30 protein-coding genes are annotated in these 26,805 nt (G+C 70.3%); 9 read left to right on the top strand and 21 right to left on the bottom strand.

Annotated features, from left to right (window positions below; all coding sequences use genetic code 11):
- The first annotated feature begins 158 nt into the window (after window positions 1-158).
- Complete coding sequence (gene arfB, locus RISW2_RS17015) at window positions 159-578, top strand: alternative ribosome rescue aminoacyl-tRNA hydrolase ArfB (RefSeq protein ID WP_043773436.1); 420 nt, start codon at window positions 159-161, stop codon at window positions 576-578.
- Here the strand turns inward: arfB and RISW2_RS17010 are convergent.
- From RISW2_RS17010 to argH, 11 genes are all read right to left on the bottom strand, one after another.
- On the bottom strand, window positions 575-1,054 hold the full coding sequence (locus RISW2_RS17010) for a MarR family winged helix-turn-helix transcriptional regulator (RefSeq protein WP_051492116.1): 480 nt from the start codon (window positions 1,052-1,054) through the stop codon (window positions 575-577). The genes arfB and RISW2_RS17010 overlap by 4 nt on opposite strands.
- A gap of 76 nt (window positions 1,055-1,130) precedes the next feature.
- Window positions 1,131-1,895: an SDR family NAD(P)-dependent oxidoreductase gene (locus tag RISW2_RS17005; protein WP_043773434.1), complete on the bottom strand. Its 765-nt coding sequence runs from the start codon at window positions 1,893-1,895 to the stop codon at window positions 1,131-1,133.
- Between the two features lie 96 nt (window positions 1,896-1,991).
- Window positions 1,992-3,305 carry a TRAP transporter large permease gene (locus RISW2_RS17000; RefSeq protein WP_043773433.1) on the bottom strand — a complete coding sequence of 438 codons (1,314 nt, stop codon included), beginning with the start codon at window positions 3,303-3,305 and terminating at the stop codon, window positions 1,992-1,994.
- Entirely contained in the window at window positions 3,302-3,886 is a 585-nt protein-coding gene (locus RISW2_RS16995; RefSeq protein ID WP_043773432.1) for a TRAP transporter small permease, read from the bottom strand. Before RISW2_RS16995 ends, RISW2_RS17000 begins: the two co-directional genes overlap by 4 nt.
- Before the next feature lie 67 nt (window positions 3,887-3,953).
- A complete protein-coding gene (locus tag RISW2_RS16990) occupies window positions 3,954-4,985 on the bottom strand; it encodes a TRAP transporter substrate-binding protein (protein WP_043773431.1) in 1,032 nt (343 codons plus the stop codon).
- Window positions 4,986-5,190: 205 nt separating this feature from the next.
- The gene (locus RISW2_RS16985) at window positions 5,191-7,800 is read right to left on the bottom strand and encodes a TIGR02302 family protein (protein ID WP_043773430.1); all 2,610 of its coding nucleotides are present in this window, start codon (window positions 7,798-7,800) and stop codon (window positions 5,191-5,193) included.
- Between the two features lie 36 nt (window positions 7,801-7,836).
- Entirely contained in the window at window positions 7,837-9,102 is a 1,266-nt protein-coding gene (gene lysA, locus RISW2_RS16980) for a diaminopimelate decarboxylase (protein WP_043773429.1), read from the bottom strand.
- Between the two features lie 136 nt (window positions 9,103-9,238).
- Complete coding sequence (locus tag RISW2_RS16975) at window positions 9,239-9,553, bottom strand: DUF2834 domain-containing protein (protein WP_043773427.1); 315 nt, start codon at window positions 9,551-9,553, stop codon at window positions 9,239-9,241.
- Complete coding sequence (locus RISW2_RS16970; RefSeq protein WP_043773425.1) at window positions 9,550-9,762, bottom strand: hypothetical protein; 213 nt, start codon at window positions 9,760-9,762, stop codon at window positions 9,550-9,552. Before RISW2_RS16970 ends, RISW2_RS16975 begins: the two co-directional genes overlap by 4 nt.
- Window positions 9,759-9,914, bottom strand: a complete 156-nt coding sequence (locus tag RISW2_RS16965) for a hypothetical protein (protein ID WP_043773423.1) — start codon at window positions 9,912-9,914, stop codon at window positions 9,759-9,761. Before RISW2_RS16965 ends, RISW2_RS16970 begins: the two co-directional genes overlap by 4 nt.
- 5 nt (window positions 9,915-9,919) lie before the next feature.
- Window positions 9,920-11,311 carry an argininosuccinate lyase gene (gene argH / locus RISW2_RS16960; RefSeq protein WP_043773422.1) on the bottom strand — a complete coding sequence of 464 codons (1,392 nt, stop codon included), beginning with the start codon at window positions 11,309-11,311 and terminating at the stop codon, window positions 9,920-9,922.
- Window positions 11,312-11,335: 24 nt separating this feature from the next.
- Here argH and RISW2_RS16955 point away from each other — a divergent pair, with 24 nt between their 5' ends.
- The 3 genes from RISW2_RS16955 to RISW2_RS16945 all read left to right on the top strand — a co-directional run bounded on the left by RISW2_RS16955 (window position 11,336) and on the right by RISW2_RS16945 (window position 13,293).
- Entirely contained in the window at window positions 11,336-11,893 is a 558-nt protein-coding gene (locus RISW2_RS16955) for a TlpA family protein disulfide reductase (RefSeq protein WP_043773421.1), read from the top strand.
- Between the two features lie 87 nt (window positions 11,894-11,980).
- Entirely contained in the window at window positions 11,981-12,373 is a 393-nt protein-coding gene (locus RISW2_RS16950) for a hypothetical protein (RefSeq protein ID WP_043773420.1), read from the top strand.
- The gene (locus tag RISW2_RS16945; RefSeq protein WP_043773418.1) at window positions 12,370-13,293 is read left to right on the top strand and encodes a sterol desaturase family protein; all 924 of its coding nucleotides are present in this window, start codon (window positions 12,370-12,372) and stop codon (window positions 13,291-13,293) included. The genes RISW2_RS16950 and RISW2_RS16945 overlap by 4 nt, the downstream gene beginning before the upstream one ends.
- Window positions 13,294-13,339: 46 nt before the next feature.
- On the opposite strand, the gene RISW2_RS16940 is transcribed toward RISW2_RS16945, so the two are convergent.
- The 4 genes from RISW2_RS16940 to RISW2_RS16925 all read right to left on the bottom strand — a co-directional run bounded on the left by RISW2_RS16940 (window position 13,340) and on the right by RISW2_RS16925 (window position 17,733).
- Window positions 13,340-14,227: an extensin-like domain-containing protein gene (locus RISW2_RS16940; protein ID WP_244437614.1), complete on the bottom strand. Its 888-nt coding sequence runs from the start codon at window positions 14,225-14,227 to the stop codon at window positions 13,340-13,342.
- Window positions 14,224-15,150: a prephenate/arogenate dehydrogenase family protein gene (locus RISW2_RS16935; RefSeq protein WP_043773416.1), complete on the bottom strand. Its 927-nt coding sequence runs from the start codon at window positions 15,148-15,150 to the stop codon at window positions 14,224-14,226. Before RISW2_RS16935 ends, RISW2_RS16940 begins: the two co-directional genes overlap by 4 nt.
- On the bottom strand, window positions 15,147-16,232 hold the full coding sequence (gene hisC / locus RISW2_RS16930) for a histidinol-phosphate transaminase (protein WP_043773415.1): 1,086 nt from the start codon (window positions 16,230-16,232) through the stop codon (window positions 15,147-15,149). The genes RISW2_RS16935 and hisC overlap by 4 nt, the downstream gene beginning before the upstream one ends.
- Window positions 16,233-16,311: 79 nt before the next feature.
- The gene (locus RISW2_RS16925; RefSeq protein ID WP_043773413.1) at window positions 16,312-17,733 is read right to left on the bottom strand and encodes a homospermidine synthase; all 1,422 of its coding nucleotides are present in this window, start codon (window positions 17,731-17,733) and stop codon (window positions 16,312-16,314) included.
- A 132-nt stretch (window positions 17,734-17,865) separates the two neighbouring features.
- On the opposite strand from RISW2_RS16925, the gene RISW2_RS16920 reads away from it, so the two are divergent.
- Window positions 17,866-18,879: an NAD-dependent epimerase/dehydratase family protein gene (locus tag RISW2_RS16920; RefSeq protein ID WP_043773412.1), complete on the top strand. Its 1,014-nt coding sequence runs from the start codon at window positions 17,866-17,868 to the stop codon at window positions 18,877-18,879.
- 21 nt (window positions 18,880-18,900) lie between these two features.
- Here RISW2_RS16920 and dalA read toward each other — a convergent pair whose 3' ends face one another.
- Window positions 18,901-19,461, bottom strand: a complete 561-nt coding sequence (gene dalA / locus RISW2_RS16915) for a divisome-associated lipoprotein DalA (RefSeq protein ID WP_043773410.1) — start codon at window positions 19,459-19,461, stop codon at window positions 18,901-18,903.
- Window positions 19,462-19,626: 165 nt separating this feature from the next.
- Here dalA and RISW2_RS16910 point away from each other — a divergent pair, with 165 nt between their 5' ends.
- Both RISW2_RS16910 and RISW2_RS16905 read left to right on the top strand, forming a co-directional pair.
- Window positions 19,627-20,232 carry a L,D-transpeptidase gene (locus tag RISW2_RS16910; protein ID WP_043773409.1) on the top strand — a complete coding sequence of 202 codons (606 nt, stop codon included), beginning with the start codon at window positions 19,627-19,629 and terminating at the stop codon, window positions 20,230-20,232.
- 147 nt (window positions 20,233-20,379) lie between these two features.
- Complete coding sequence (locus RISW2_RS16905; protein ID WP_043773408.1) at window positions 20,380-20,574, top strand: hypothetical protein; 195 nt, start codon at window positions 20,380-20,382, stop codon at window positions 20,572-20,574.
- A gap of 66 nt (window positions 20,575-20,640) precedes the next feature.
- Here RISW2_RS16905 and RISW2_RS16900 read toward each other — a convergent pair whose 3' ends face one another.
- Genes RISW2_RS16900 through RISW2_RS16880 form a run of 5 tightly spaced genes read right to left on the bottom strand, consistent with a single transcriptional unit; the run spans window position 20,641 to window position 25,061 of the window.
- Entirely contained in the window at window positions 20,641-21,372 is a 732-nt protein-coding gene (locus tag RISW2_RS16900) for an MBL fold metallo-hydrolase (RefSeq protein ID WP_043773406.1), read from the bottom strand.
- Window positions 21,373-21,377: 5 nt separating this feature from the next.
- Window positions 21,378-22,412 (bottom strand): ABC transporter ATP-binding protein, encoded by a 1,035-nt coding sequence (locus RISW2_RS25920; protein WP_043773404.1) that lies wholly within the window; start codon window positions 22,410-22,412, stop codon window positions 21,378-21,380.
- Window positions 22,409-23,179, bottom strand: coding sequence for an ABC transporter permease (locus RISW2_RS16890; protein ID WP_043773403.1), 771 nt, complete (start codon window positions 23,177-23,179; stop codon window positions 22,409-22,411). Before RISW2_RS16890 ends, RISW2_RS25920 begins: the two co-directional genes overlap by 4 nt.
- Window positions 23,176-24,018 (bottom strand): ABC transporter permease, encoded by an 843-nt coding sequence (locus RISW2_RS16885; RefSeq protein WP_043773402.1) that lies wholly within the window; start codon window positions 24,016-24,018, stop codon window positions 23,176-23,178. Before RISW2_RS16885 ends, RISW2_RS16890 begins: the two co-directional genes overlap by 4 nt.
- A complete protein-coding gene (locus tag RISW2_RS16880) occupies window positions 24,015-25,061 on the bottom strand; it encodes an extracellular solute-binding protein (RefSeq protein WP_043773401.1) in 1,047 nt (348 codons plus the stop codon). The genes RISW2_RS16885 and RISW2_RS16880 overlap by 4 nt, the downstream gene beginning before the upstream one ends.
- Window positions 25,062-25,160: 99 nt before the next feature.
- Here RISW2_RS16880 and RISW2_RS16875 point away from each other — a divergent pair, with 99 nt between their 5' ends.
- Both RISW2_RS16875 and speB read left to right on the top strand, forming a co-directional pair.
- Window positions 25,161-25,799, top strand: a complete 639-nt coding sequence (locus RISW2_RS16875) for a TetR/AcrR family transcriptional regulator (protein WP_043773400.1) — start codon at window positions 25,161-25,163, stop codon at window positions 25,797-25,799.
- Window positions 25,796-26,740 carry an agmatinase gene (gene speB, locus RISW2_RS16870; protein ID WP_043773399.1) on the top strand — a complete coding sequence of 315 codons (945 nt, stop codon included), beginning with the start codon at window positions 25,796-25,798 and terminating at the stop codon, window positions 26,738-26,740. The genes RISW2_RS16875 and speB overlap by 4 nt, the downstream gene beginning before the upstream one ends.
- Window positions 26,741-26,805 lie beyond the last annotated feature (65 nt).

The following is a 26,805-nucleotide window of genomic DNA, read 5'->3' as shown; positions in this document are numbered from 1 at the left end:
AGGATCGCCGCCTAGGGCAGCCCCTGGCGGAAGATGGTCCGCATTGGCGAGTGTCTAACCGACCCCCGCCTCCTAGTTCTCGAAGGGTCGCCCATGCTCCGGGCGGCCCTTTTACGTTGACGGCACGCACGTGCAGAAGACCGGACAGGACGACAGCCATGCTCAGGATCAGCGATCGGATCGCCCTCGAGGACTGGGAGATGACCGAGCAGTTCATCCGCGCCTCGGGCCCCGGAGGCCAGAACGTCAACAAGGTGTCGAGCGCCGTCGAACTGCGGTTCGAGGCGGACCGCTCGCCGAACCTCCCGCCACCGGTCAAGGCGCGGCTCCGCCGGCTCGCCGGGCGGCGCTGGACCAAGGACGGCGCGCTGGTGATCCAGGTGGACGAGACCCGCAGCCAGGCGCGCAACCGCGAGATCGCGCGCGACCGGCTGGCCCGGCTCGTCGCGCAGGCGCTCGAGCGCCCCAAGCCGCGCATCCCGACGAAGCCCTCGCTCGGGCAGAAGCGGCGCCGCATCGAGACCAAGAAGGCGCGCGGGGCGGTCAAGGCGCTGCGCGGCCGCGTCGACCCGGACTAGCCCCCGGCGGCGAAGCGCACCTGCAGGATCGCCGTGCGCAGCAGGCGCCGCGTGGCCGCGTCGAGGCCGCCGAACACGCGTTCCTCGTGTTCGCGGGTGACCTCGAGCGCCCGGTCGGCCAAGGCCTGGCCCTCCTCCGTCACGCTGAGCGCGTAGGCCCGCCGGTCGGTCGGAACGCGGGTGCGCGACATCAGGCTGCGGCTCTCCAGCTCGTCGAGGATCGACACGAGGTTCGGCCGCTCGATCGACAGGATGTCCGACAGCTGCGACTGTCGCAGGCCCGGATTCTCGGCGATCACGACGAGGACGGACATGGTGACGAGCCGGAGGTCGATGTCGCGCAGCGCGCGTGCGAGGTCCGACTGCACCGCGTTCGATGCCCGACGCAGGCCGTAGCTCACGAACTCGTCCAGCACCGTGCCGGTGGCCTCGGCCCCGTCAGGCGGGCCGCCGATGCTTTGACTGATATTGTCCATGTCACTCATGCTGCGTCGCGGGCCCGTGGCCGTGGGTGCCGGCGCCCAGACCCGCGCCACCAGCCCTGCATCCGCCTCATCTCTGGGGCAGCCGCACCGCGGCATCGAGGCGGATCGTCGTGCCATTGAGGTAAATGTTCTCGACGGCGTGCACGACAAGGCGCGCAAAGTCGGCCGGATCGCCCAGCCGCTGTGGAAAGGGGATGTTGGCCACGATGGCTTCCGAGGTTTCGCGGGGCAGCCCCTCCATCATCGGCGTGTGGAAGAGGCCGGGCGCGATCGCCACGACGCGCACGCCGTGCCGGGCGAGGTCGCGCGCCGCCGGCAGGCTCAGCGCGGCGATGCCGCCCTTCGACGCGGCATAGGCGCTCTGCCCCACCTGCCCGTCCTCCCACGCGATGGAGGCGGTGTTGACCACGATCCCGCGCTCGCCGTCCTCCAGCGCCTCGGCCACCGCCATGTGGCGCACCGCGTGGCTCATGACGTTGTAGCTGCCGATCAGGTTCACCTCGACCACCTGACGGAAGAGGTCGGTCGCCAGGGCGCCCTCGCGGCCGATCACGCGCGCCGCGGGCGCGATGCCCGCGCAGTTGACGGCTATCCGCAGCGGGCCGCCCAGCGCGTCGACGGCGCCGTCGACGGCGGTGCCCACGGCGGCCGCGTCGGTGACGTCGACAGGAAGCGCGACGCCCTCGATCTCGTCGGCCACGGCCTGCGCCGCCTCCGCGTTGCGGTCGAGCACGGCGACGCGGGCGCCCAGCCGCGCGAATTGCCGCGCCGTCGCCGCGCCAAGGCCGCTGCCGCCCCCCGACACGAGGGCCATTGCGCCGTTCACCTGCATGCGGACGCTCCTTTCCGGCTGGAATTTATGCCGGACCGGACGGTGCGGACAACTGCCCCCGGCAGAAGCCTGCATGCCGATCCCGCAAAAGCGGCTTTACCGGATCAGAAAGAGGGTGATCGCGGGGAAGGCGACGAGAATCGCGACCCGCACGATGTCCGAGCCGACGAACCACAGGACCGCGCGGTACGTCTCGGCCATCGGGGTCTGGCGGTCCATGGCGTTGATGATGAAAAGGTTCATGCCGACGGGCGGCGTGATCAGCCCGACCTCGACCACGATCAGCACGAGGATGCCGAACCAGATCGCCATCTGGTCCGCCGGCATCCCGAAATCGAGCACCGAGATCACCGGAAAGAAGATCGGGATGGTCAGCAGGATCATCGAGAGGCTGTCCATCAGGCAGCCGAAGACGAGGTAGAAGGCGAGGATCATCACCAGCACCGTCATCGGCGCGAAGCCCTGTCCCACGACCCAGGCCGACAGCTCCTGCGGGACTTGGCTGAGGGCGAGGAACGAGTTGTAGAACGCCGCGCCAAGCACGATGAAGAAGATCATCGCGGTGGCGGTCGCGGTGGCGACGATGCTTTCCTTGAACACCCGCCAGGTCAGGTTCCCCGACAGGAGCGCCGCGATCCCGGTGCCGGCGGCGCCGACCGCCGCGCCCTCGGTCGGGGTGAACCAACCGAGGTAGATGCCGCCCACCACGAGGAAGAAGACGATGAGCACCGGCCAGACGTCGATCAGCGCCCGCCAGCGCTCGGCATGGGGCACCGGCGGCCGCGTGCCCGCGCTGCCCGGGTTGACCCGGACGTAGATCGAGATCGCGATGATGTAGCCGAGCGCCGCCAGCACCCCCGGCACGAACGCCGCGAGGAACAGCTTGGCGATGTTCTGCTCGGTCAGGATCGCGTAGATCACGAGGATGACCGAAGGCGGGATCAGGATGCCGAGCGTTCCGCCCGCGGCGAGCGTCGCGGTCGAGAACCCGCCGGAATAGCCGTAGCGCCGCATCTCGGGCAGGGCGACCCGGCCCATCGTGGCCGCGGTGGCGAGCGAGGAGCCGCAGATCGCCCCGAAGCCCGCGCAGGCGCCCACCGCGGCCATGGCGACGCCGCCCTTGCGGTGCCCGAGCCAGCTTTCCGCGGCCTTGAACAGCGATTGCGACATGCCCGACAGCGTCGCGAACTGCCCCATCAGCAGGAACATCGGGATGATGGTCAGCGAGTAGCTGGAAAACGTGGTGTAGGTCTCGGACTTGAGCTTGGACATGAACATCGCGGGCGAGCCGATGGCGAGCCACAGCCCGCCGATCCCGCACAGCATCATGGCAAGCCCGATCGGCGCCCTGAGAAAGATCATCAGGAGCAGGACGGGAAAGGACCAGAACCCGAGCTCGAGACCGCTCAATGGTCGGCCTCCCGTTCGTCGGGCATGATCCGCCGGCCGGTGAGGATGCCCGCGATGCGCGCCCATGCGCACCAGAGACCCACGAGCGCCGCCACGACCGCGCCGACGAGGCTCACCGCGTAGGCCCACCAGACCGGGAACTGCAACAGGAACGTGGTCTCGCCGTAGCGCAGCTTGTCCGTCATCCCGAACCAGAGCCGCCAGGCGATCAGCACAAGCACCGCGGCCAGCACCACGTCCCAGAAGGCGACGATGCCGCGGTTGAGCCGCGCGGGCATCATCCCGGTGAAGACGTCCACCGTCGCATGCGCGGAATAGAGCTGGCAGATGGGCAGGAAGGCGAAGATCGCGAAGGCGACGCCCGCCTCCACCAGCTCGAAATCGCCGGTGATCGGGCCGACGCCGGTACCGATCAGCGCCGAGGCGAGGCCCGGCGCGATGGTGGTCAGGACGTCGGAATGCCCGAGCGTGTTGAGCCCGCGCCCGAGCACGCTGAGGCAGGTCAGCGCCACCAGCGCGGTCAGCACCACGCCGCCCAGGATCGCCATGACCCGGGCGACCCGTTCTGCCAGACCAGCCATGCCGCCTCCCCTCTGCGCGCACGAAAAAGGCCGGCGCGGGGTCGGATCCCGCGCCGGCCGGACAGCGTCACTCGGCGCTGTATTCCTCGATCAGCGACACCGCGCGGTCGTAGAGCCCGGTGCCGTCCAGGTCACGGCCGTCCATCTCCTCGATCCAGGCGTCGATGGTGGGGGCGGCCGCCTCCTTCCACGCGGCGACCTGCGCCTCGTCGAGCGTGATGATGTTGTTGCCCGCCTCGACCGCGGCATCGCGCGCCGGGGTGTCGTAGGACTGCATCGTCTTTCCCGCGAAGGCCGAGAACTCGATGCCGGAATTGTCGTCGATGACCTTTTTCAGGTCGTCGGGCAGCGAGTCGTACTTGGCCCGGTTCATCGCGAAGATGAACGAGGTTGTGTAGAGCATCTCGGGCCCGAACTCGGTGTGGTTCTGCACGAGCTCGGGGATGCGCAGCGCGCTCGTCACCTCCCACGGGATGACCGCGCCGTCGACCACGCCCTTGGACAGCGATTCCGGGATCGCCGGGACCGGCATGCCCACGGGCGTCGCGCCGAGGCGTTCGAACATCATGTTGGTGGTGCGCGTGGGCGCGCGCAGCTTCACGCCGTTGAGGTCCGCCACCTCGACGATCGGCTCCTTCGAATGGATGACGCCGGGCCCGTGCACCCAGACCGCGAGCACCTTGAAATCCTTGAAGTCCGCGTCGAACATCGTCTCCTCGGCGAGCGTCCAGTAGGCGCGGCTCGCGGGTTCAGCGTCGCTCACGGTGAACGGCAGCTCGAAGACCTCGGCGCGCGGGAAGCGGCCGGGCGTGTAGCCCGCGACGGTCCAGATGACGTCGGCCACCCCGTCGATCACCTGGTCGACGAGCTGCGGCGGCGTGCCGCCCAGCTGCATCGAGGGAAAGTGCTGGACGGCGATGCGGCCCTCGGACTGCTCCTCCACCCGCTGCTTCCACACCTCGAGCACGTGCGTCGGCACGTTCGCCTGCAGCGGCAGGAACTGGTGCATCCGCAGGGTGACCTCCTGCGCCGATGCTGCCCCGGACCCGAGCCCGAGCGCCAGCGCCGCGCCCACCAGGGTTCTGCGCGTGATCTTCATGATGTCCTCCCCTTGTCCGCTCCGGGCGACGGGATCGCGACGGGCGTCCTGATTGTCTCTCCCCGCGGTGCTGTGGCCGCGTTCCGGCCGCGCGGCGCCTCCCGGCGCGCGGCGGATGTCCAGAGGATGCCGATTGTCCGGCGCAGCGCAAGGGAAATTCGCCGACCGAGCGGTCGGAAATTCGCCCCCGCACCCCGCCGCGGAATCAGAACCGCTCGAGCAGCCGCTCGAGATATTCGAGCTCCTCGTCGGGGCGCTCGCCCTCGCCGGTGCGGCGGCGGATCTCGTCGAGAAGCTCGCGCGCGCGGCGGTAGACGTCTTCGCCCTGCAGCATGGATTCGTTGGTGCCGACCTGGCCGTTCGAGCCGAGGTTGCGGCCCAGCGGATCGCGCTGCTGGCCGGGATCCTGCCCCTGCGCCGTGCCCTGCTGGCCCTGCTGGCCGGGCTGCTGGCCCTGCTCCTGCGCCATCGACTCGCCCAGGTTGCGCATGCCCTCGCGGAGCGCCTCCATCGCCTCGGACTGCCGGTCGATCGCCCCGGCGAGGTCGTTCTCGCGCAGCGCGTCCTCGGCCCCGTCCATCGCCCCCTCGGCGCGGTCGAGCGCCTCGGCCGCGCGGTCGCCTGCCTCGGACCCCGCGCCGGGCAGGTTCTGGCGCTGCCGGTTCAGTTCATTGCGCAGCGCGCCCTGCCGGTCGGCGAGGCTGTCCTCGAGCGATTGCTGCTGGCCGCCCTCGCCCTGCTGGCCGGGCTGCTGCTCCGATTGTCCCTGGCCCTGGCCCTGCGCCTGTCCCTGGCCACGGCCCTGCTGCTGTCCCTGCGGCTGGCCCTGCTGGCCCTGCTCACCCTGCTGGCCCTGCCGCTGCTGGCCGGGGTCGAACTGCTCCTGGAAATCGCGGAAGGCCTGGTCGGACAGCTCCTGCTGCTCGCGCAGCGTCTCGGCGAGACCCTCCATCGCCTGCTCGCCCGGCGATTGCTGGCCCTGCCCCTGGGTGACGCGCATGTTCTCCATAAGCTGCTGCAGTTCCTCGAGCGCCTGCTGCGCCTCGGCCATGCGGCCCTGCTCCATCAGTTCCTGGATCCGGTCCATCATCTCCTGCAGATCGTTCTGGGTCATCTGCATCATGTTCTCGGCCGGGTTCTGCGACATGTCCGGGTTTTCCTCGGACTCGCGCTGCGCCTGCTGGGCGAGCTGCCGCATGTAGTCGTTGGTGGCCTCGCGCAGCTCCTGCATCAGCTCCGCGATCTCCTGCTCCGAGGCGCCGTTGCGCATCGCCTCGTTCAGCCGCTCCTGCGCCCGTGCCAGCCGCTCGCGCGCGTCCTCGAGGTCGCCGTCCTCGAGCAGCACCGCGAAGTCCCAGAGCGCCTCCGCGATCTCGTCACGTTCCTCGCCCGTGAGCCCGTCCTCGGCATAGGCCTCCAGATTGGTGCGGATCGTCCGCATGCGCAGGAAATGCTTGGCCTCGCGGAAGACGTCGTCCGGCCGGTGGCTGACCGCGCGCAGGATCATCGCGACGTCATCCGCAGCCTCGCGGTTCCACAGGAGCGCGCGGCGCTGTTCCACCACCGCGGCGGCCAGCGGGTCGAAGAACCGCCGCCCCGGGAGCGTCAGCACCTCGGGCGCGCTCTGCCCGGTCTGCGCCGCGGCATCCTCGACCATGAGCTCGACCCGAACCGGCAGGTTCGCCCAGGGATGTTGGGAGAAGTTGTCGACGAGCGCCTCCTCGAAGGTCGTGCGGTCCCCGGCGATGGGCATGGGCAGCGCCACCTCGATGGGCGCGCGCGGCTCCGGTGCGCGTTCCAGCGCGTGGCGACGGTCGACCTCCTCGAGCGCCAGCGAGATGCGCGCGGTGCCCGCGACCACGCCGTAATCGTCCGAGGCCTCGAAGGGCAGCGAGGTCTCGCCGTCCCACGTGGTCTCGAACGGGCCGGTGCGGGTCACCTGCGGCGCGGAATCGGCGGTCATCAACACGTCCCAGGCGCGCCCGCCCGGCCCCTCGACCGCGATCCGGCCCGACCGCGCGACGGCGAAGTCCTGCGCCGTCTCCTGCGCCGCCTCGGTCTCGAACGGCCGGCCCGACACGGTTTCTGTCACCGACAGCGCGCCCGCCTCGCCGTACATGCGCAGCGTCACCCGCGCCCCTTCGGGCACCGTGACCTCGGCCGCGGTGATGTCGCCCAGGTAGAGCGAGGGCAGCCGCGTGTAGGCCGGCGGCTCGATCCAGCCTTCCCAGGTCGGGCCGGAGGCGACCTGCCCGCCGCCGCCGGGCGCCATGCCGGTCACGGACTGCACCCGCAGCACCGATCCGAAGAGCAGCGCCGTCACCAGCGCCAGCGCCGCCACGTAGCGCAGCGCGAAGGGGTCGGCCGCGGCCACCCTCAGGTCCGGATCCGGCGCCCGCGCCTCCGACATCCGCGCGCGCATGCGCGCCTGGTGCGCCGCCCAGAGCGCCGAGGACGCCCCGTCGCGGTCGCCGATCGCCTGCCGGTCGAGAAACGCCGAGATCGGGTGACCCGGCATCGTCGCGTCGAGCCGCGCCAGCGCCGCCGTCCGAGACGGCCAGGAGAACCGCCGCAGGCCGCGCCAGAGCGCCCAGAGCGCGGCGAGCCCCAGGAGCACCGCCGCGGCCCAGACCGCCTCCACGGGCACGAGGTCCTGCAGGCCCAGCATCAGCGCGGCAAGGGTGACGAAGAGCACCGACCACAGCGGCCAGAAGCCCCTGACCAGCCGTTCGGCCACCATGCCGGCCCGGGTCAGCGCCAGCGGGCGTCGGACGGTCCGGAGGATGTCCGAGGGCGGTGTCTGCGGCTCTGCCATGGGCTCTCCCGGTCGGATTCGGCCGGGAGCGCGCGCTCACAGCCAGTGCGGAATGGTATCGCGCGAGATGATGTCGTCAAAGGACGGCCTTGCCCTGATGACGGCATGGTGATCGCCCTTCACCAGCACCTCGGGCACCAGCGGTCGCGTGTTGTACTCGCTCGCCATCACCGCGCCGTAGGCGCCCGCCGACCGGAACGCCACGAGGTCGCCCGCCGCCACCTCCGGCATCTCGCGCGCGCGGGCGAAGGTGTCCCCGCTCTCGCATACCGGGCCTACGATATCGTAAACGCTGCGCTCGTGGCCCGGCGCGGGCTCCGTCACCGGCACGATGTCGTGCCACGCGTCGTACATCGCCGGGCGGATCAGGTCGTTCATCGCCGCGTCGAGGATGAGGAACCGCCGCCCCTCGCCCTCCTTCACGTAGATCACCCGCGCCAGCAGGATCCCCGCATTGCCCGCGATGAGCCGCCCGGGCTCGATCTCGATCTCGCAGCCCAGGTGCCCGACCGTGCGCCGGATCAGCGCGCCGTAGTCGAAGGGCAGCGGCGGCGCCGCGTTCGAGTTGCGGTAGGGAATGCCGAGCCCGCCGCCGAGGTCGAGCCGCGTGATGTCGTGGCCGTCGGCGCGCAGGGTTTCGGTCAGCTCCGCGACCTTGCGGAACGCACCCTCGAACGGCGCGAGCTCGGTCAGCTGCGAGCCGATGTGCACGTCGATGCCCACGACGGCGATCCCGGGCAGCCGCGCCGCCTCGGCGTAGACCTCGCGCGCCCGCGCGATGGGCACGCCGAACTTGTTCTCCGACTTGCCGGTGGCGATCTTGGCGTGGGTCTTCGCGTCGACGTCGGGGTTCACCCGCAGCGTCACCGGCGCCGTCGTGCCGAGCGCGACCGCGACCTCCGAGATCGCCTGCAGCTCGGGCTCGCTCTCGACGTTGAACTGGCGCACGCCGCCCTCGAGCGCCGCGCGGATCTCCGCGCGCGTCTTGCCGACGCCGGCAAAGACGATCCGGTCGGGCGCCACGCCCGCGGCGCGGGCCCGCGCGTATTCGCCGCCCGACACCACGTCCATGCCGGCGCCGAGGCCCGCGAGGGTCTTCAGGATCGCTTGGTTCGACGCGGCCTTCATGGCGTAGCAGACGAGGTGCGGCATGTCCCCGAGCGCCTCGTCGAAAAGCCGGAAGTGCCGCGTCAGCGTGGCGCTCGAATAGACGTAGGCCGGCGTGCCGATCTCGGCCGCGATCTCGGCGAGCGACACGTCCTCGGCGTGCAGCACGCCGTTGCGATAGAGAAAATGGTCCATGGCGCCGCCCGGAAGCTCCGTTACGGCGCGGGATCTAGCCGGAACCGCCCCGCCGCGCCACCCCCTGCTTCTTCTTGGAAAAATATCCCGAGAGCGCGAGAGCGGCGCTCTCGCACGCGCCGGAAGGCGCGTCGCCTCAGACCGGCCGGGAGCGGAACCAGAGGTAGAGCGGCAGCCCGCAGCTGACCCCGATGCAGAACGTCGCGGGAATCGCGAGGAGCGCGATCCAGTTCCGCCGCACCGCGACCTCGGCGACGATCCAGACCGTCAGCGTGACCGCGGCGATGGTCAGGTCCCAGGTCAGCCCGGTGGTCGAGGCGTTCACGTACCACGCGTCGATCAACGCCCCGAACGACCAGTCGTTCTGCGCGAGATAGGTCACGAACCAGTACATCGGGTGCACGGCGCCCCAGAGCGCCAGCGCCAGCCAGACCGGGCGCAGGCCGCTCACAGCTCGAAACCCAGCGTGAAGTTGCCCCGCCGCATGGCAAAGCCGCCGCCGCCCACGAGGCCCTCGTTGCTGATGCCCATCTCGGCGTAGCCGGTGGTCTCTATCTCGCCCGGGCTCCGCGCCGCTGGCGCCTCCGCCGGCCGCTCGTGCTCGGGCGCGCCGCCGCAGGCGGATAGCGCCGTGAGCGCCGCGAGCGCGAGCGCCCTCACCGCTTCGCCACCCCGATCTCGGCGCTGCCCGTGACGTCGAAGCGCATGCCGGGTCCCGGCGGCGTCTCGCGCGGCTCGGGGGGCACCGGCTCGCCGTCGGCGCCGCAGGCGGCCAGCAGGGCAAGCCCCAGAATCGCGACGCATCTCTTCATTCCGCTCACCCCAGCCTCTCGGACCACGCCCTGATCTGCTCGCGCACCCGCACCGGGGCGGTCCCCCCGAAGCTCGTGCGACTCGCCACCGAATTGTGCACGCCCAGGACGTCGAAAACAGCCCCGGTGATGTCTTCGTGAACGGAGCGCATGTCCTCGAGCGTCAGGTCCGGCAGGTCGCAGCCCTTGCGCTCGGCGAGCGCCACCAGCGATCCGGTGACGTGGTGCGCGTCGCGGAACGGCAGGTCGAGCGCGCGCACCAGCCAGTCGGCGAGGTCCGTCGCGGTCGAGAAGCCGCTCGACGCCGCCGCCTCGAGCGCGGGCACGTTCGCCGCCATGTCGCGCACCATGCCCTCCATCGCGGCGAGCGCCAGCATCCAGGTGTCGGCGGCGTCGAAGACCTGTTCCTTGTCCTCCTGCATGTCCTTGGAATAGGCCAAGGGCAGCCCCTTCATCACGGTCATGAGCGCGACATGCGCGCCGAAGATCCGCCCGATCTTGGCGCGGATGAGCTCGGCCGCGTCGGGGTTCTTCTTCTGCGGCATGATCGACGAGCCGGTCGAGAACCGGTCGGACAGGGCGACGAAGCGGAACTGCGCCGAGGACCAGATCACCAGCTCCTCGGCGAGGCGCGACAAGTGCATGGCGCTGATCGAGGCGGCCGACAGGAACTCGAGCGCGAAGTCGCGGTCGCTCACCGCGTCGAGCGAGTTGGCGCAGGGCCGGTCGAACCCCAGCTCGCGCGCCGTCATCTCGCGGTCGATGGGAAAGGACGTGCCTGCCAGCGCCGCGGCGCCGAGCGGGCATTCGTTCATGCGCGCCCGCGCGTCCCGCACGCGGCCGAGGTCGCGGCCGAACATCTCCACATAGGCCATCATGTGGTGGCCCCAGGTCACCGGCTGCGCGGTCTGCAGATGGGTGAATCCCGGCATCACCCAGTCGGCGCCCGCCTCGGCCTGCGTCAGCAGCGCGCGCATCAGCGCCTCGAGCCCCGCCTCGGCCGCGTCGAGCTGGTCGCGCACCCACAGCCGGAAATCCGTCGCCACCTGGTCGTTGCGCGAGCGCGCGGTGTGCAGACGGCCGGCGGCGGGGCCCACGATCTCCTTCAGCCGCGCCTCCACGTTCATGTGGATGTCCTCGAGCGCGGTCGAGAACTGGAACGTGCCGGCCTCGATCTCTGACAACACCGTGAGCAAGCCTTCCCGCATCGCCTCGGCATCGCTAGCCTTGACGATGCCTGTCGCGGCCAGCATGGCTGCGTGGGCCCTCGAGCCCCGGATGTCCTGGTCCGCAAGCCGCTTGTCGAAGCCGATGGACGCGTTGATCGCCTCCATGATGGCGTCGGGTCCGGCGGCGAAGCGGCCGCCCCACATCCGGTTCGAGGTCGTCTCGGCCATGTCCTGTCACTCTTCGGAGGCAAAATGAAACGGGCTTTCGTCGCGCTCTATACCGCGCTTGTCCTGCTTGCAAATCCGGCGCTCGCCGATGTCGAGGCCGCGGCGGCCCTGCGGGAGGGCGACATGAAGAAGCTCGCCTTCCATTCCGAGCCCAAGGCGGCCGGCACCACGGCGATCGAGACCTATGACGGCGAGACCGCGTCGCTCGGCGACTATGCCGGCAAGTGGGTGCTGGTGAACTTCTGGGCCACCTGGTGCGCGCCCTGCCGCGAGGAGATGCCGATGCTCTCGGACCTCCAGCGCGATCTCGGCGGTGCCGATTTCGAGGTCGTGACCATCGCCACCGGCCGCAACCCCAAGCCCGCCATGCGCGCCTTCTTCGACGAGATCGGCGTGGACAACCTGCCGCTCCTGCGCGACCCGAAATCGGGGCTGGCGCGCGAGATGTCCGTGCTGGGCCTGCCGATCACGGTCCTCCTCAACCCGGACGGGCAGGAGGTCGCGCGGCTCCAGGGCGATGCCGACTGGTCGTCGGACAGCGCCAAGGCGGTGATCTCCGCGCTTCTCGGCGCCGCGGGCTGACGGGCCTCCGGCGCAGCTGACGCTACGGCGGATTTGACGGCCGCCCCCGGCACGGCGCACGCTCGGCGTCGTCAGGGGAGGACGTCCATGCCGTTCGGCGTGCTGATCGCGCTGGTCATGTGCGGGATCGCGGGCATCGCGGTCCTCACCCATGCGCTCGGCCTCTCGGCGCGGGCCCCCTTCCCCGACACGGCCGCGGCGCGCGCCGCCTGGCTGCGGGAATATCCCGCGCTCGCGCCCGCGGACGTCGTGATGTCCCGCGACGGCCGGTCGGCGCTCATCGTCACGGCCGGGGGCCCGGGCGTCGTCTGGCGCTTCGGCGCCGACAGCACCGCGCGGCTTCTGACCGGCGCCCGCGTCCGGCGCTGCGCGCGCGGCCTCGACATCCGCCTGCCCGACTTCACCGCCCCGCGCATCGTGCTCGACCTCTCCGCGGAGGAGACCGATGCCTGGACCCGTTCCCTGGGGAATGCCGCATGACCGATCCGATCTATCCCGACGTGGTACAGCTTGCCGTGCCCGTCTTCATCGCGCTGATCCTGGCCGAGCTTGCCTGGATCGTGATCCGCGGGCGCGGCGGCCGCTACGAGACGCGCGACGCGCTCACCTCGCTCGTCATGGGGGCGGGCAACGTCGCCTCGGGCATCCTCCTCGGCTTCGTCGGCTGGGGGTTTTTCATGACGCTCTGGGCGATCACGCCGCTCGATCTCGGCACGTCGTGGGCAGTGGTCGCGCTCTGCTTCGTGCTCGACGACCTGCGCTACTACTGGGTGCACCGCTTCGGCCACCGCATCCGCTGGGTCTGGGCGAGCCACGTGAACCACCATTCGAGCCAGCACTACAACCTGACGACGGCGCTGCGGCAGACATGGACCGGCGCCTTCACCTTCATGATCGTGGTGCGCGCGCCGCTGATCCTGCTCGGCTTCCACCCGGCGATGGTGCTGTTCTGCGGCGGGCTGAACCTGATCTACCAGTTCTGGATCCATACCGAGGCGATCGGCCGGATGCCGCGCTGGGTCGAGGCGGTGATGAACACGCCCTCGCACCACCGGGTGCACCATGGCCGGAACCCGCGCTACCTCGACGCCAACTATGCCGGCGTGTTCATCATCTGGGACCGGCTCTTCGGGACCTTCGTGGCCGAACGCGCCGACGACCCGGTCGATTACGGCCTCGTCCGCAATCTCGGCACCTTCAACCCGCTGCGCGTCGCCTTCCACGAATGGCTCGCGATCCTGCGCGACGTGACCCAGCCCGGCCTGACCCTGCGCCAGAGGCTCCTCTACGCCGTCGCGCCGCCGGGATGGAGCCATGACGGCAGCCGCGAGACCTCGGAGGCGATCAAGGCGCGTCACCGGGCGGAGGCCGGCCGCGATCCGGGCATGCCGGCGGAGTGAGCGCGCGGCGAGCGGCGGGCGCGCGGCCCGGCGACCGCGACCGCGGTCAGCGGCAGTAGCTGCCGCTGCGGTAGCGCGCGGTGTCGAAGTGGAAGTGATCCTGGTGGAACCGGTCCGAATCCGGGCCGAGCGTCGTGCCGAAGATGCCGCAGGCCGCGCGGTACGCGCGCTGCAGGATCGGGCCCTGGTTGTCGGAATAATAGCCGCCCTGAACGCTCATCGTCGTGCCGTCGCGCAGGCGCACCGCCGACACGTCGACCGCGCGGCCCTTGCCGTGCTCGGACACCTCGGCCCCCGGCTGGTGGTTGCGGGTCCGGCAGATGTAGTGCGCCGCGATGCGGATCTCGGCGACGCCGCCGCCCGCGCGGCCCACCGCGGGCTTCAGCCCGCCGTCGACCCAGCGGCGCAGCGCGATCGCGGTGGGGCAGTCGACCAGCGCTTCCTGGCTCAGCGGAATACCGGAGACCGAGCGCACGTTCACCGCCTCGTCGATGCCGCAGGCCGGGATGCGGCCGGGGACGTAGCCCACGACCTCGCCCTGCAGGCCCGGATCGCCGCAGATCTGGCCGCGCGCGCGTTCGCGCTGCCGTGCCATGGCCTTCTGCACCAGCTCCTGCGAGCGGCGGAGCGGCCGCAACGTCTGCGCCACCGCCTGCGGCGTCGCCGAGGCGAAGGCGCGCACGTCGCCGGCGAAGCCGGGGAACCGGTCGAGCGGTTCGGCGCGCGGCACGGGCTCCATCCCCTCCCAGCGGCGCAGGAGCCGCGCGGCGATGGCCGCCTCGAAGACCTCGGGCCGCGCCATGGGCCGCGCCTCGGGCGCGACGGCCTGCGCGGTCTCGCTGCCGCCGCGCGCCACGGGGCGCATCGACGCGTCGGGTGCCGCGGCGGCGGCGCCCGTCCAGAGCGCCAGGAGAAGGGTCAGGGTCCGCATCATCTCTCCACCTTCGCGCGGCCGAAATCCGGCGCGTCCGTGTCCTGCCCGGCCTCGATGATCCCCCGCCGGATCGCGCGGGTCCGGGTGAAGTAGTCGTGCAGGAGCGCGCCGTCGCCCGTGCGGATCGCCCGCTGCAGCGCGAACAGTTCCTCGGTGAAACGGCCGAGCACCTCGAGCGTCGCGTCCTTGTTGGTCAGGAACACGTCGCGCCACATGGTGGGGTCCGACGCCGCGATGCGCGTGAAGTCGCGGAAGCCCGCGGCGGAATACTTGATGACCTCGCTGTCGGTCACCCGGCGCATGTCGTCGGCCACCCCGACCATGGTGTAGGCGATGAGGTGCGGCGTGTGGCTGGTGACCGCAAGGACGAGGTCGTGGTGGTCCGCCTCCATCTCGTCGACCTGCGCGCCCATGCCCTCCCAGTAGCGGCGCAGGCGCAGGACGGCGTCGGGACTGGTGCCGGGCGCCGGCACGAGCAGGCACCAGCGGTTGCGGAACAGCGTGGCGAAGCCCGATTCCGGTCCCGAATGTTCCGTCCCCGCCAGCGGATGGCCCGGCACGAAATGCACGTGGTCCGGCAGGTGCGGGCCCACGTCCTCGATCACCCGGCGCTTGACGGACCCCACGTCGGTGACCGTCGCGCCGGGCTTCAGGTGCGGCGCGATCTCGGCCGCGACCGCGCCCATGGCGCCGACCGGCACCGCGAGCACCACGAGATCGGCATCTGCCACCGCCGCGGCCGCGCTGTCGCAGACGCTGTCGCAGAGACCGATCTCGCGCGCGGTGTCGCGGGTCGCCTGCGTGCGCGCGTAGCCCGAGACGTGGCCCGCGAGCCCCGCCCGCCGGCCCGCCCAGAACATCGACGACGCGATGAGGCCGAGGCCGATCAGCGCGACCTTGTCGTAGACCGGTCCGTCGCTCATCGCGCCCCGGCCTTGAAGAGCCCGATCGTGTGCGCGACGCGCCGGCAGGACGCCTCGTCGCCCACGGTGATGCGCAGCGCGGCGGGCAGGCCGTAGCCGGCCACGCGCCGCACGATCAGCCCCTCCTTCTGCAGGAAGAGGTCGCAGGCCTCGGCCTCGGTCCGGTCGGCGAAGCGCGCCAGCACGAAGTTCGCGCACGAGGTGTCGGACGGCACGCCGTGCTCCATCAGCGCCTCGGCGAGCCAGGTGCGCAGCCGCGCGTTCTCGGACCGGCAGCGTTCCACGTAGGCGGTGTCGCGGATCGCCGCCTCGGCCGCGGCGAGCGCCGGCGCCGACAGGTTGAACGGCCCGCGGATGCGGTTCAGCACGTCGATCACCGCCTTCGGCCCGTACCCCCAGCCGACGCGCATGCCGCCGAGCCCGTAGAGCTTGGAGAAGGTGCGCGTCATCACCACGTTCTGCCGCGCTTCCACCAGCTGCGCGCCGCCGTCGTAGCCCTCGACGAATTCCGCGTAGGCCCCGTCGAGCACCAGCAGCGCCTGCGGCGGCAATCCCTCTGCCAGCCGCTCGACCTCGGCCGCGCCGATCATCGTTCCGGTGGGATTGTTGGGGTTCGCGATGAAGACGAGCCGCGTGCGCTCGGTGCAGCCGGCGAGGATCGCGTCCACGTCCGTGACGCGCTCGCGCTCGGGCACCTCGACCGGCGTCGCACCCGCGGCACGCGCGCTGATCTTGTACATGGCAAAGCCGTGCTCGGTGTGCACCACCTCGTCGCCCGGCCCCGCGTAGGCCTGGCAGAGGAAGTGGATCACCTCGTCCGAGCCCACGCCGCAGATGATCCGCTCGGCATCGAGCCCGTGCACCTCTGCGATGGCGCGGCGCAGCGGCCCGTGATCGGTCGAGGGATAGCGGTGCATCTCGTGCAGCACGCGGCGCACGGCCTCCTGCGCGGCCGGGCTCGGCCCGAACGGGTTCTCGTTCGAGCTGAGCTTCACGACGTTCTCGACGCCCGCGACCGAGGCCTTGCCCCCCTCGTAGAGCGCGATCTCCATGATGCCGGGCTGCGGCGCGATCTGTGTCATCGGATTGTCTCCTCGCGGCCCTCCTTAACCGCAGCCCGGGCGCGAGAAAAGCGGCAATAGGGCGCGGGTCCGGCCGGCCTCAGGACGCCAGCACGTTGCGGAAGAGCCAGGGATCGCTGTCGTCGATGTCCTCCGGGAAATGCTCCCAGCGGTCCTGCAGCGGCGTCCAGTCGGTGTAATGTGCCTCCACCGGGCCGAGATAGGGCTTCTGCACCTCGAGGCAGCGCACGTGATCCATCTCGTCGGTCTCGACGATACCGGCCTCGGGGTTCTCGAGCGCCCATACCATGCCCGCGAGCACCGCGGAGGACACCTGCAGCCCGGTCGCGTTCTGGTAGGGCGCAAGGTCCAGCGTCTCGGCGTTCGACAGCCGCGAGCCGTACCAGAACGCGTTCTTCTCGTGCCCGTAGAGCAGCACGCCCAGCTCGTCGATGCCCTCGACGATCTCGTCGGGCTCGAGGATCTCGTGGCGCTCCTGCTGGCGGCCCGATCCGAACATCTCGTGCAGCGACAGTACCGCGTCGTCCGAGGGGTGGTAGGCATAGTGGCAGGTCGGCCGGTACTCGGGGTCTGCCCCCTCGCCCACGGTGTAGTAGTCCGCGATCGAGATCGCCTCGTTGTGGGTCACGAGAAAGCCGAACTGCGGCCCCGGCGTCGGGCACCAGGTGTGCACCCGGGTGATGGCGCCTGGCCGTTCCAGCCAGATGCCCGCCTGGCAGCCCTCCTCGTGGCGGTGGCCGTTCTCGGGGAACCACGTCTCGTGGGTGCCCCAGCCGAGTTCCGCCGGCTGGAACCCCTCGGCGATGAAGCCCTCGACCGACCAGGTGTTCACGAAGACGCCGCGCGGGCGCGGCTTGCGACGCGCCTGCGTGTCCCGCTCGGCGATGTGCACGCCCTTGACGCCGAGATCGCGCATGAGCCGGGCCCAGCCGTCGCGGTCCGCGGGCTGCGCGACGTCGCGGCCGGTGTCGCGGGCGAGCGTCATCAGCGCATCCTTGACAAACCAGCTGACCATGCCGGGATTCGCGCCGCAGCAGCTGACCGCGGTGGTGCCGCCGGGGGTGCGCGCCTTCTCGTCGCGCACCTTCTGGCGCAGGCGGTAGTTCGTGCGCTCGGCGTTGTTGGTGGTGCCGAAGTAGAAGCCCTCCCACGGCTCGACCACCGTGTCGATGTAGGGCACGCCCATCTCGCGGCAGAACTTCATGAGGTCGAGCGAATCCGTGTCCACCGACAGGTTCACGCAGAAGCCCTTGCCGCGCTCGAAGAGCCCGCCCAGCACCTCGCGGTAATTGTCGGGCGTCAGCGCCACCTGCAGGTGGTTCAGCTTGTGCTGGCGCAGGAAGTTCGCCTGCCGCGCATCCGGTTCGATCACCGTGAACTTGTCGGCGTCGTAGTCGAAATGGCGCTCGATCAGCGGCCACGTGCCCTTGCCGATGGATCCGAAGCCGATCAGCACGATCGGGCCGTCGATGCGGTGATAGACCGGATGTTGTTCTGCCATTCCTGACCTCCTGAAGCGTCGCGCGGCTACCTAGCGCAGCGGCGGGACGAGGGAAACGCCCGATCCGTGCAGCGATTGCACCTGCCTGCGCCACCGGGCAGAAAGGCCGTGTCCCGCTGAACGGAGTCCCAGATGCCCCGCGCCTTCATCACCGGAACCGCAGGGTTCATCGGCTTCCATCTTGCGAAACTCCTGCTCGACGAGGGGTGGGAGGTGCACGGCCTCGACGGCATGACGGATTATTATGACGTCGCGTTGAAACGGCGCCGGCATGCCATCCTGAACCAGAGCCCCGGCTTCGTGGCCACCGAAGCGATGATCGAGGACGCGGAGGCGGTGATGGCGGCGGCACGCGCCGCGCGGCCGGAGGTGATCGTGCACCTCGCCGCGCAGGCCGGCGTCCGCTACAGCCTCGAGAACCCGCGGGCCTACGTGGACGCGAACCTCGTCGGCACCTTCAACGTGATGGAGGCCGCGCGCGCGGCGGAGGTGCGGCACCTCCTGATGGCGTCGACCTCGTCGGTCTACGGCGCGAACACCGAGATGCCCTACCGGGAGGATCACAAGGCCGACCACCCGATGACGATCTACGCGGCGACGAAGAAGGCGAACGAGGCGATGGGCCATTCCTACGCCCATCTCTACGAACTGCCGACGACGATGTTCCGCTTCTTCACCGTCTACGGGCCGTGGGGCCGGCCGGACATGGCGCTCTTCAAGTTCGTCTCGGCGATCCTCGAGGACCGTCCCATCGACGTCTACAATCATGGCGAGATGTTCCGCGACTTCACCTACGTGGAGGACCTGGTGCGCGCGATCCGGCTGCTGATCGACGCGACGCCCGTGCGGCCCGCGGACCCGACCGAGATCGCGGAGGGCGACACGCTCTCGCCCGTGGCGCCCTGGCGCGTCGTCAACATCGGCAACAGCCGCACCGTGCGGCTCACCGACTTCGTGGACGAGATCGAACGCGCGCTCGGCCGGACCGCCCGGCGGAACCTGATGGAGATGCAGAAGGGCGACGTGCCGGCGACCTGGGCCGACGCGACGCTTCTCAGGCGGCTGACGGGCTACGCGCCCGAGACGGACGTCGCCACGGGCATCCGCCGCTTCGTCGACTGGTACCGCGACTACTACCGCGTCTGAACGCGGGCCCGCGGCGGCCGGTCAGAGACCGGCGACCAGGTCGTTCGACGGGGCACTGCCCGGCGCGCCCATGACGAGCGACCACCAGAGCTTGCCGCCGTTCTCCTGGAACCAGGCGAAGCCCATGTCGCGCGCCTCGGGGGCCAGCAGGATCTCGCGGCTCGGCGCGTCGGCCATCCACGCGGCGAGCGTCTGCAGCTCCGTCTCGTAGCTTTCCGAGATCACCTCGCCCACGAGCTGGCCCTGATAGCCCACGCGCTGCAGCCGGTCGACCGGCGAGGAGCCGTCGGAGCCGAAGAGCCACGGGCGCTGCTGGACCGACATGTCGCGCGAATGGGTGGTGGCCGCGGCGTTCAGGCGCGAGTCGAAGCTGACCTCGGACAGGCCCGCGTCGGTGCGCAGCGCGTTGACCGCGTCCAGCATGCGGAACTCGATCCGGCTCTTGTCGCCGGGGCCGATGCGGTAGACCGTCGGCAACGGCTGGCCGTCGGGACCCAGACGCGGCGTGGTCGTGGACGGCACGGGCGCACAGGCCGCCAGACCCAGTACAACCGCCGCGAGAACTAGGAAGATGCGCGTCATGGCCTGTCACCCGTCTTTGTTTTGCGTCCACGTTGGCTTATCTTTTGCAACGTGGCGGATCAAACCCACATCGCCGTGAAGGCTTGCGGTGACGGGCGTTTGATTTGCGACTGAGACTTTCGCGCCATATTGCGGTGACGATTCGACATGAACGGAGACCACGTCATGACCAAGAATGTGAAGAGCGGCCCGAGCCGCCGGACGTTCCTCGCGGGCACCGCGGCCGCCGTCGCGGCCGGACCCGCCATCGCGCAGGATGTGAACGGTGCCGGCACCGTGGAGATGGAGCGCGACATCAGCAACATGACGCGCCGCAACGTGTCGAGCTTCCGGATGCTCGACTGGCAGCCCTACTTCTCGAACCTGAGAAACGGCGCGATCCTCGTCGACATCCGCTCGCGCGCGCTGCACTACTGGTCCGAGGACCGGTCGGTCTACAAGCTCTACCCGACCTCTGTGCCGCTTACCGACGACCTGACCCGCCGCGGTCGCACCTCGGTCACGCTCAAGGATCCCGAGCCCGACTGGCGCCCGACCCCCTCGATGAAGAAGCGCAATCCCGAATGGCCGGACTACGTGCCGCCGGGCCCGGACAACCCGCTCGGCACCCGGGCGCTGCACCTCTCGTGGCAGTACTACCGCATCCATGGCACCCACGACACGCGCAAGATCGGGCGCCGGTCGTCGAACGGCTGCATCGGCCTCTACAACGAGCATATCGAAGAGCTTTACCAGCTCGCCAAGGTCGGCACGCAGGTGTTGCTAATTTGACGACGCCGCCAAATGTGCGTGTCAAGCGGCTACAAGTGAAATTGCACAAAGAGCGGTTTGCTGGTTAGAACGACTCACGTTTCAAGCCCTTGGGACGATATTGTCGGGCACTTTGCACGGCGCCTCGACCCAATACTGGAGGTCAACATGAAGAAAATCGCTCTCGCCGCTGCCTTCGCCGCCGCTGGCACCTCGGCAATGGCCGGTTCCTACGCCAAGGATGACGTGGTCATGGAACCCGTCGTCGTCGTCGAAGAAACCGAACAGCAGTCCTCGTCGGCCGGGATCCTGATCCCCCTGCTGCTGCTGGCCCTGGTTGCTGCGGCTGTCGCAGCCGACTGATCGGCGCGCACGCACGCTTTGCGAAAGGGCGGTGCCGCGGCGCCGCCCTTTCTCTTTTGCGGGACCTCAGCCGCGCTCGCGGGCGTCGAGCCAGTCGCGGATGATCGCGCGGTGCCGCTCGGCGCCGTAGCTCGGGAAATGCCCGCCATGCACGACCCGCACCGGCAGGTCGTGGAGCCGCACCATCGACGCGTGATAGTCGGCGGCGTCCGCGTGGTAGGTGTCCTCGATCAGCGGGCCGTCGTAGACGATGTCTCCCGAGAACAGGATGCCGCTCGCCGCCTCCCAGAGCGCGATGCCGCCGGGCGAATGGCCGGGCGTGTGGATCACCTCGAACTGCCGGTCTCCCAGGTCCACGACGTCGCCGTCCCGGACCGTGCGCGTCGCGGGCGCCGCCGTGACCGCGTAGGTTGCCGAGGCGTAGGGCTCGGGCGGCAGCAGGTCGAAGATGTCGTCGGTGACATAGGGATCGGCCAGCGTCGCGGCGTTCGTCGGCCGCGCGAGGATGTCGGCCTCGGCCTCGTGCACCACGCGGTCGGCAAACTCGTGGTGGCAGCCCACATGGTCGAAATGGGTGTGGCTCGCCACCGCGGTCAGCGCCCGTTCGGTTACCAGCGGCACCCATGTCCTGAGCGACAGCACCCCCATGCCGCTGTCGACCAGCATGTCGCGGTCTCGGCCGCGCACGTGCCAGCAATTGCAGCGATAGAATTCCTTGATGAACGGCTCGGAGATCAGGGTGACGCCGTCGCCCCTGGTCTCGACGGCGTACCAGTCCTCGGGTTTCGCGCGCTGCATGGGGCTCACTCCGTCGGAAAGGCGGTCAGCGGGTCGGTCGCGGCGCTGAGGGTCAGCACCGCCCCCGGTTCGGGAAGCTCGGTCGGCGCCAGGTGCGCCACGAGGACGAGGTCGGGCGCGGCCTCGGGCACGAGGTGCGCGCGGGTATGCGTGCCGAAGAACGCCGCGTCGCGCACGCGCGCGGGCCCGATGGCGAGCGCGCCCGGCCCGGTGCCGACGGCGTCGGGGCGCAGGCACAGGACCGCGTCCCCCCGCGGCCCGTCCCACGGCACGGTCCCGAACGGCGTCTCGAGGCCCGCCCCGCCGGCGCGCGCCGGGATGCGGTTCGTCTCGCCCATGAATCCCGCGGCGAACAGGGTGCGCGGCGCGCGCCAGATGCGGGCGGGCGTGCCCTCGTCCTCGATCCGGCCGGCATTCATCACCACGATGCGGTCGGCGATTGCCATCGCCTCCTCCTGGTCGTGCGTCACGTGCACGAAGGTCGTGCCGACCTGCCGCTGGATCGACTTCAGCTCGTCCTGCATCGCCCGCCGGAGCGCGAGGTCGAGCGCACCCAGCGGCTCGTCGAGCAGCAGCACGTCCGGGCCCACGGCCAGCGCGCGCGCCAGAGCCACCCGCTGGCGCTGGCCGCCCGACAGCTCGTGCGGGCGTTTCCGCGCTGCGTGGGCGAGCCCGACGAGCTCCAGCATCTCGCGCGCGGTGGCGTCGCGGCGGCGCCGGTCCTGCCCCGCCATGCGCAGCCCGAAGCCCACGTTGTCGAGCAGCGACATGTGCGGGAAGAGCGCGTAGTCTTGGAAGACCGTCGTCGTCGGCCGGCGCGCGGGCGGCAGGCGCGTCACGTCCGCGCCGCCGATCAGGACGCGCCCCTCGGTCGGCGCGACGAAGCCGCCCAGAACCGACAGAAGCGTGGTCTTGCCGCAGCCCGACGGCCCGAGCAGCGTGACGTATTCGCCCGCCGCGATGTCGAGCCGGATGTCGCAGAGCGCGGTGAAGTCGCCGAAGCGGTGAGTCACGGCCTCGATGGTGACGGGTGCGGTCATCGGCGCCTCCGGAAGACGAGAAGTTCGGCCAGCACGACGGCGGCGACCGAGATCAGGAACACGACCGAGCCGATGGCATTGAGCCGCGGCGACAGGCCAGAGCGCAGCATCGACCAGATCTCGACGGGCAGCGTCACATCGAACCGGGTCAGGAGGAAGGCCACGATGAACTCGTCCCAGCTGAGCGTGACCGAGAGGAAGAACGCGGCGAGGATCGCGGGCGCCAGCATCGGCACGGTGACGAGCCGCAGCACCGCGATCTCGCCCGCGCCGAGATCGCGCGCCGCGCGCTCGGCATTCTGCTGCTGCCCGCCCATCGAGGCGTAGATGATGGCGAAGGCGAGCGGCAGGTTGATGACCGCGTGCCCGATCCCGGCGGTGAGCAGCGACAGCGGCAGCCCGATGCGCTGGATCACGATCAGGAGCCCGAGGCCCACGATCAGGTAGCTCACAGTCATCGGCGCGATCAGGAGCGCGCGCAGCAGCGCCGCTCCCGGCAGCACGAACCGCGCGAGCCCGTAGGCCGCTAGGAAGCCGAGCGTCACCGCCACCGCGCTCGAGCCCACCGCCACCAGCAGCGAGTTCAGCAGCGCCGCGGTGAGGTCCTCGTCCCCGAGGACGTCCGCGTACCAGCGCAGCGACGGCCCCTCGAAGGGCGGCACCGGCAGCGTTCCGTCCTGGAACGAGAACAGCACCAGTGCGCCCACCGGCAGGTAGATGAAGCCGAACATGAGGGCGAGATAGGCCCAGGGGATCGCGCGGCTCACAGCCGGTCCACCCTGAGCCAGCGCGCGCCCGCGAGGTAGGCGAGCGTCACCAGCGCCATCAGCACCAGCGCCAGCGCCGAGGCGAGCGGGAAATCGGCACGCCGGCCGAGCTGCACCATGATGACCTGCGGCACCGTCAGTTCCGTGTTGCCGCCGAGGATCTGCGGCGTGATGTAGTCGCCGATGCACAGGACGAACGTCAGGAAGGCCCCGGTGACGATGCCGGGCAGGGTCAGCGGCAGGATCACGTGACGGAAGGTCTGCACCGCGTTCGCGCCGAGATCCATCGCCGCCCGGCGGTAGTTCGGCGAGAGCTGCCGCAGGTTCGCGTAGATCGTGAGCGTCAGCAGCATGACGAAGAAGTGCACGAAGCCGGTGACCGTCGCGAGCCGCGTGTTGGCGAGCGTCACGGGCTCCGCGGTCAGCCCGAGCCCGATCAGCGCCTGGTTCACCACGCCCTCGCGCGACAGGACGAGGAGCCACGCATAAGACCGCACCACGTAGGACGTCCAGAACGGCAGGATCGCCAGCAGGAGTGCCAGCCGCTGCCAGCGTTCGGGCACGCGGTAGGCGATGATCCAGGCGAGCGGATAGGCCAGCAGCACCGACAGCGCCGTGACCGTCAGCGTGATCTCCAGCGAGACGACGACGGCGCGCCAGAGATAGGCCTTTTCCGCCAGCTCGGCGTAGTTCGACAGGCTCAGCCCCCAGACAAGCGTGCGGCCGTCGAGCGTCGCGAGGCTCATCGCGCCCATGACCGCGAAGGGCAGGACGAAGAAGGCCAGCGTCCAGATGAGGGCCGGGGCGACGAAGCCCCAGCCCGCCCGCGTGCCCGTCACTGCTGCAGGGTCTCGAGCCAGAGGTCCTGCATCTCGATGTCGAGATCGGCGTCGGGCGCGGGGTAGAGTTGCGTCCGGGATAGGTAGTCGGGCTGGTCGTCCCAGCGCAGGACCGCCTTCTGCTCGTCGGTCAGGATCTCGCCCGCGCGGGCATTGGCCGGCATCCCCCAGAAGCAGGACGATGTGGCGAGCCGCGCCTGTCCCTCGGGGCTGACGATGTACTTGACGAACTCGAGCGCGAGATCCGGGTTCTCGCTGCCCTCGACCACGCCGATCGACTGCGCCCAGCGCACCGCGCCCTGCTCGGGGATGGTCCAGGTCAGCTCCGGCCGCTCCTCGGCCAGGACGGCGGTCAGCCATTCGCCGCCGCCCACCACGATGTCGACCTCGCCCGTGGCGAGCGCCGTCTGCGCCGCGACGACACCCGCGACCGAGGCCGCCCGCGCGCGCATGTCCGACAGCGTGCCACCGATCGTCTCGAGGTTGTCCGCGCCGATTTCGGCGGTGGGGATGCCCTCGGCGATGGCGGCAAGGCCCATGACCGGCAGGTAATAGTCGTAGATCGACAGCCGGCCGTCGTACTTCTCGGACCAGACGGCGGCGAGGTCGTCCATGTCGGCCGGATCGACCTTGTCCGAGTTGAACGAGATCGTGTTGTAGCCGAACTTCTCGGTCACGGCGTAGGTCTTGCCGTCGACCACGTTGTTGGCCTCCATCACCACCTCGGGGAAGAAGTCGCCGGTCGGCAGCTCGTCCACCGGAAGCTCGGCCAGGTAGCCCGCCTCGACCGCGCGGAACACGTCGATGCCGTCGATCACCATCACGTCCCAGTCGCCCGGACGCGACTGGTCGAGCAGCGCCAGCGCCGCGCCCGTGCCCTCGTATTCGCGCAGGTTCACGGTGACGCCGTGTTCCTGCTCGAAGGGTTCGATCAGCGCGTCGTCGGTGTGGTCGCACCAGACGAGCGCGTTCAGCTCCTGCGCGGCACCCGCGCCGGCGATGCAGGCCAGTGCCGTGCCGCCAAGGATCGTCCTCAGGATCATTCTGTCTCTCCCCGTTGCTGTTGCGAAAAAAGTTGAATGGGTTCATTTTTGCAGTCAACATCAATTTTCGATGCGGGCGCGAATGGGGCGGGGAAAGACGTGGCGGGCCTGAGGGAACGACAGAAGGCCGACCGCGAAACGCGCATCCTGCGCGCGGCGGCGACCCGGTTCCGGGCCGACGGCTACCGCGCGGTGCGAATCGAGGACCTCGCCGAGGCGGCCGAGGTATCGGTCGGCACGGTCTACAACTACTACCGGACCAAGGGCGACATCCTGATCGCCACCGTCGCCATGGAGGTCGAGGAGGTGCTGGCGCAGGGCGCCGCGATCCTCGACGCGCCGCCGCCGGGGGTGGCCGACGCGATCCTGCGGCTGATCGGCGGCTATTACGACCACTCGCTCGAATACCTTTCCAAGGAGATGTGGCGCACCGCCATGGCGCTGGCGATCGAGGCGCCGGACACGCCGAACGGCCGGCGCTACGCCGCGCTCGACGCCGCGCTGGCGGCACAGGTGACGGACCTCCTGCTGCGGCTGCAGGAGCGGGGCGAGGTGCGCGCCGAAGTGGACGCGCGCGCCGTCGGGCAGGTCCTGTTCAACAATCTCAACATGATGTTCCTCGAATTCGTGAAGGACGACGGCATGACCCTGCAGGACCTGCACGCGGCGGTGGCGCGGCAGACCCGTCCCGTCGCCCGGCTGATCGCGACCCGGACCGGACAAGGAGACGCGCCATGACAGGTTTCAACCAGCCGCTCGGCGGCAACGACATGCCCCGCTTCGGGGGGCCCGCGACGATGATGCGGCTGCCCTCCGCCAGTTCGGCGGCGGGGCTCGACGCCTGTTTCGTAGGCATCCCCATGGACATCGGCACGTCGAACCGCCCCGGCACCCGGCTCGGCCCCCGCCAGATCCGCGACGAGAGCCGGATGCTGCGGCCCTACAACATGGCGACGGGCGCCGCGCCCTTCGACCGGATGCAGGTGGCCGATATCGGCGACGTGCCGATCAACACCTTCGACCTGAAGAAATCCGTGGACATCATCGCCGCGTTCTACCGCGAGGTGCTGGACCACGGCGCGGTGCCGCTGACGCTCGGCGGCGACCACACGCTGACCTGGCCGATCCTGCGCGCGATGAAGGAGCGGCACGGCCCGGTGGCGCTGATCCACGTGGACGCCCATGCCGACATCAACGAGGCCATGTTCGGAGAGACCGCCGCCCACGGCTGCCCCTTCCGCCGCGCCTGGGAGGAAGGCTGCCTGCAGAACGACCGGGTGGTGCAGATCGGGCTGCGCGGCACGGGCTACGCGGCCGATGATTTCGACTGGGGCCGGTCCCAGGGCTGGACCGTGGTGCAGGCCGAGGAGTGCTGGTACCGCTCCCTCGCGCCGCTGATGGAGCGGGTGCGCGCCACGGTCGGCGACGCGCCCTGCTATCTCTCCTTCGACATCGACAGCCTCGACCCGGCCTTCGCGCCCGGCACGGGAACGGTGGAGCCGGGCGGGCTGACCACGTGGCAGGCGCTCGAGATCGTGCGCGGCGCCGCGGGCCTCAACCTCGTGGGCTGCGACCTCGTCGAGGTGTCGCCGCCCTACGATCCCTCGGGCAACACCGCGCTGATCGGCGCGAACCTGCTCTACGAGATGCTCTGCGTGCTGCCCAAGGCGCGCGGCTGACGCCCGGACAGGTCCCGCGGGGCGCCCGCGGGACTCGACTCGCCGGGGTGCGGCAGCTAGAACAA

Source organism: Roseivivax isoporae LMG 25204, from assembly GCF_000521865.1.
Lineage (GTDB): Bacteria > Pseudomonadota > Alphaproteobacteria > Rhodobacterales > Rhodobacteraceae > Roseivivax > Roseivivax isoporae.
Note: the sequence above shows the minus strand (reverse complement) of the source record. Positions and strands in the feature narration are given on the sequence as shown.